The following is a 4,594-nucleotide window of genomic DNA, read 5'->3' as shown; positions in this document are numbered from 1 at the left end:
GTCACTCCGCGCTCGACTACATCAGCCCCGCGCAGTTCGAACGAACCGCGTCACGCTGAGCAAATGCCTCTCCACTTAAGCGGGGCAAGTCCAATCCGAACCCTCGGACTGGACGAGGTTGAAAAGCGCCTGACCGCCTGAACGGCTGTCGCGCCATTCGTGCTTTCGGGTAGGAATTCCCTCTCTTCAAGGTGCGATCCGAGGCGGGAAGGAGGGGCTCGATGCCCCTCATTCCCGCATACATCCGACAGCAAAAAAGGGGAGAGGCCGCTGGCCCCTCCCCGCCCTGTCAGAACTCGTCCGACAGTCGTCCCGGCACCGTGTGGACGACCCGGTCGATGAGCGTCATCGGCATCATCCCATAATCCCCCTCGTCGATGGCAGTGAACCCCGCCTCCTCATCCTCAACGACATGCTGGTCGAAGTAGCTGTGCAGCGCCCGGCGCTCGGCGCAGGCGATAGCGGCGAGATAGGCGGCGTGGTTGTAAGCGGTGGTCGAGATGATCTGCATGATAGCCTCCTGCTGTCTTCAATGTCAGCAAGGCTGGCGTCGGGCGGGCGAGGCCGGGTCAAGGAGCGCCGGCATCGCCGGCGACCGCGCAGCGGGCGGTGGGGGTGCCGATTTTGTCGGGTGTGCCGTGGAGCGAAGCGGAGCGGTGCGCCCGGCAAAATTGGGGGAACCGCCGATCCTTGAGGCGGCCTCGCCCGCCCGACATAATGGGACGTCAGTGAGAGATGTTTCCTTGGTTTGGCGCGCTGGCCGAGGCGTAGCGCCGCGCGGCCCGGCGGGGCCGTGCGATACGCGAGCGAGCGGGCAGCGAACCTTGCGCCAGGCAGGCAAAAAAGGGGCGCGCCGCACAAGATGCGACGCGCCCCGCCGGTTCGTTCTGGGGGAGGCTTAGGCCCATTCGAACCGGGAACTGTCATCGAAGCGCGCGTCGGCCAGCAGGCGCTCGAGACGCGGGAGATAGCGGTCCAGATCCTGCTCTCGCAGGCGGCGCTGAACCGTCGGGTTTGCCAGGCGCCCGCGCAATGTCTCGGTAGGAACTTCGCCCACCATGTCGGCGCGCAGGCCAAGGCTTTCGAGCAGGGCCATGGCGGGTGCCTCGCAGAGGTCGAGTTCGTGCCCCCGGTCGGAGGTGAGCGCCACGCGCATGCGCAGCGGGCCGGTCGGAGAGGCACGCCACAACTGGACCCGCCGACTGCGAAACTGAGCCTCCTCGATGACCGTGATGGCGTCGGTCGCATAGTCGAAGATGCGTGCGATCGCGGCGAGTGCCAGAGGGCAGACCCGGGCTTCGAAAGTGTCCGCGAGCAGCGCATCCTCTCCGTCCGGATCGATTAGCCGGGTGCCGGTACGTTCGCCCTCCGAGCGCAGCAGCGCGCGGAAGGCGGCGAGCTGCCGGGCATTGACGGTTGCCGCAGTGGCCGGGCGGTCGTCAAACTCTGTCGAGATACGGAAAACGATGCTCATCTCCAGCCTCCTTCTGGCAATTCTTCGCCTCCCATCCCCCTCCCCTTTGACGCGGGTCCAAGAGACGCGGCACATGCCGGGCACAGGTGCGGCGCGAGGGGGTTCGATGCCCCCGAGCGCCGGTCGGCCAGGGAAAGAAGATCGGTGAGGAGGCCCCGGCGAACCGGAGCCTCCCCATCGCCCTTCAGGCCTGCTTGGCGAGGCGCTGCTGGGCGAGGCGCACGATGTTGAGGGGGACGCCTGCCTGGCGCAGCTTCTGGGCGAGGTTTGCCTGGATGCCGGTCCCTTCGCAGATGACGGCGTGGACGGGCTTCAGAGCCAGAATTCGGTCGTTGCGCACGAAGGCGGCGCGGTTTCCGAGGCTGCGGTCGAGGCGGAACTGGATCACCTTGACGCCCCGCGATGCGGCCCAGGCGTGCGCCACGGCATCGCAGCCTTTCGACTGGGCGGTGGTCGCGAGGATCATTTCGGGAATGCGCGCCTTGATGCTGTCGAGACCGTCGAACAGAAGGTCCGCATCCTCCCATTGCTGACCACCCGAGAAAGCGACGATGGGGCCCTGCGGCTCATATTGTTCGCGGCGCGTGCGGCTGCGCGCGGCAAGATAGTCGCGTGCGTCGATCATCGAGGCGGTGAGGCTGCTCGATACCCGGCTGCCCTTGACCGGCGAGAAGGGCTTGCCCGTCTCCACCCGATAGACCTCGGCAGCGTGGTCCCGCATGCATTCCAGCGCTTCCCGGCATCCCTGGAGCGTCTGGCAGAGCGTCTGGGTCTCCTCCAGTTCGGTGGCGTAGATTTCCGAGGGCTCATAGTGGCGGGCCAGTTCGCCCAGCTTCTTGGCAGCGTCGTCCTCCCGGCCTTCCACCCGCTTGGCGACGACATGGAAGCTGTTGGCAAAGCCCCAGGCGAGATCGGCGGCGAAAGGCTCCATCCGGGTGTCCCGCAGCACGTCGAACAGGGTCGCCATCATCATTTCGACCGCAGCGCGAACCTGGTCCGCGTCGGGCATGTCGAGGCGCTCGGGTTCGTCGACGATGCTGAACTTGGCCATCTCGCTATATTCGATGAAAGCACCGTCATAGCTTTGGATCTGGTTGTCTGCGTTGCGTGCGTCGGCAACGTGACGGGCGAGATCGGCGAAGTTGGTGAAATTGGTCATGAAAGCCTCCTTGGATGTGATCTCATCCTCGTGATGAGGCCTTCCTCAGGGCATGCGGTGGTCGGGGCGGTCAGGGACGGCGCCCGTCAGGCGCCGCCGCGCAGCGGGGAGTGGGGGAACCGATTTTCTGCTGTCGGGGCCGCAGGCCGCGGCGGCTGAAAATTGGGGGAACCGCTCATCCTTGACGGTCCCGGATCCCCGCATGTCACACTAGGAGGTCATAAGAGAGAATAATGTAGAATCCCCCTCAGCTTCAGGACCCCACGCAAGGCGATCGTCACCCGGCAGGGCGGAGACACGCCAGGGGCGTGGCTCCGGGAGCGCAGCGACTAGAGCGCCGGTCCCGGCGCAGCCGGGATGCGCCAGACCCTCCTGCCTCTTCCCCAGGCACCCCGCCTGATCAACGCTCTGCCCTGCCTCAGCACTTAACGCCGCTTCTTCCCCCCACCGGCAGGGGCCGCCGGCGCAGCCGGCGGGGGCGTCACGGCTCTGGGCGTGAGGATCGACAACAAGGGCCATACGGGCTCCGCGTCATCGGAGGCCGGACGAAACTCGCTGATGTTGCGCTTGAGATCGCCGGCGCAGACCTCGCGCATGGACTGGCGCTTGGGATCGCCCCAGAGCGAGGGCTGCGCGCTGAAGTCGGCATTGCCCTCGCCGTGATGCTCCCAGAAGATCGGACGCGGTCCCTGCGCCTTGCGCTCCTCCTCCGTCTTCGCAGCCTCCCAGCGCGTATCCCAGCACAGGACGACATTGGAGCGGCCCTTGCGCTTGTCGAGATAATGATAGTGCCAGCCGACCCCTTTGTGATGTTCGCGCTTGAGCGATTCCGCGCCGCCCGGCAGCTTGTGGACGAGGTAGAGGACGACAGGTTCCGGAACGCGCGAGACGAGCGGCACGCGGCGCACGGGTTCGACAAAGCCTCTCACGATCTGGCGCAGCGGCGCGCGCTGTTGCCATTCGCCAAGCGTGTACACAGCATCGGGCGCCAGCGGCGGCGCGTCGGGCGCGGGACGCAAGTCCATGCCCTCGAGCGCCTCTTCGAGCGCGTGCGTCATGCCCTCGAGGGTCGAGGCCTGCTGGATCCAGTCTGGCTCGGGCAGCATGGATCGGCCTTCGACGGCAACCATGTCGTCCTGCCAATCATATCCGACGTTCGACAGTTCACGGGCAAGCGAGAGCAGTTCACGGCCAAGGGCTTCGGCTCTGTCCATTTTTCGGGCGTCTCCGATATTGTTTTTAGGTAGCTTAAATTTAGCGCGAATGAACGGTTGCCGCGCTGCGCCGGAGCTCAACACCCCCTGGACAGGCGATGCTCAGTTCTCCTGGCGAGTCGGCAAGACCGGGTTGAACGACTATCTGCAAATTCGATAATATCCTGTTGATCCTGCTAAGAATTCATCGGACCGGCGAGAGACGCCGCCCGCCAGGGCGGCGTCTTTTCGTGATCAGCAGAAGTGGACCTTCTCGCCGATCACTTCGCAGCCGAAGCGTTCGACGCCGCCCTGGTCCTGCCAGCGGGTATAGTGGAGACGACCCTCGATCGCGATCATGTCGCCCTTGTCCTTGTTGCCGGCGACGGCCTTGCCGAGGCCGTTGAAGAGGGTGACCTTGTGGAATTCGGTTTCCTTGGCGGTGTAGCCGGTCTCAGGGTCCTTGTAGCTCTTGCCCTCATTGTTAAGCTTCACCCGGTCGGTGGCGACGATCAGGGTGGTGATGGTGGTGGTGCCGGCGGTGCGGGTTTCGGGGGTCTTGGCGATCCGGCCGAGGAGATTCACAATGTTCATGGCGCTGGTCCTTCGTGGGTGCCGGCGGCCATTTCCGCCGGATGCCACTGACAAGGCGGCGGCGGGGGGTGCGCCGCACCGGAGCGTCAGCGCAGGGAAACCGCCAGGAAGGGGGTGGAGCGGGAAAAAAAAAAAAAAAAAAAAAAAAAAAAAACCCGAAAAAACCCCCTCCCA

5 protein-coding genes are annotated in these 4,594 nt (G+C 65.1%); all 5 read right to left on the bottom strand.

Annotation, left to right across the window (positions count from 1 at the left end):
- Positions 1–289: 289 nt before the first annotated feature.
- A complete protein-coding gene (locus ACQKJZ_RS18145) occupies positions 290–511 on the bottom strand; it encodes a hypothetical protein (protein WP_125961533.1) in 222 nt (73 codons plus the stop codon).
- Positions 512–898: 387 nt separating this feature from the next.
- Positions 899–1,474 (bottom strand): hypothetical protein, encoded by a 576-nt coding sequence (locus tag ACQKJZ_RS18140; RefSeq protein WP_133084753.1) that lies wholly within the window; start codon positions 1,472–1,474, stop codon positions 899–901.
- Between the two features lie 184 nt (positions 1,475–1,658).
- On the bottom strand, positions 1,659–2,633 hold the full coding sequence (locus ACQKJZ_RS18135; protein WP_133084754.1) for a DUF2493 domain-containing protein: 975 nt from the start codon (positions 2,631–2,633) through the stop codon (positions 1,659–1,661).
- Between the two features lie 425 nt (positions 2,634–3,058).
- The gene (locus ACQKJZ_RS18130) at positions 3,059–3,847 is read right to left on the bottom strand and encodes a hypothetical protein (protein ID WP_133084755.1); all 789 of its coding nucleotides are present in this window, start codon (positions 3,845–3,847) and stop codon (positions 3,059–3,061) included.
- Positions 3,848–4,081: 234 nt separating this feature from the next.
- The gene (locus tag ACQKJZ_RS18125) at positions 4,082–4,420 is read right to left on the bottom strand and encodes a single-stranded DNA-binding protein (RefSeq protein WP_125962347.1); all 339 of its coding nucleotides are present in this window, start codon (positions 4,418–4,420) and stop codon (positions 4,082–4,084) included.
- Between the last annotated feature and the right edge of the window lie 174 nt (positions 4,421–4,594).

Source organism: Sphingomonas sp. NPDC019816 (assembly GCF_050274375.1).
In the GTDB taxonomy this organism is placed as follows: domain Bacteria; phylum Pseudomonadota; class Alphaproteobacteria; order Sphingomonadales; family Sphingomonadaceae; genus Sphingomonas.
The sequence above is the reverse complement of the archived record's forward strand: the minus strand, read 5'-3'. Positions and strand labels throughout refer to the sequence as shown.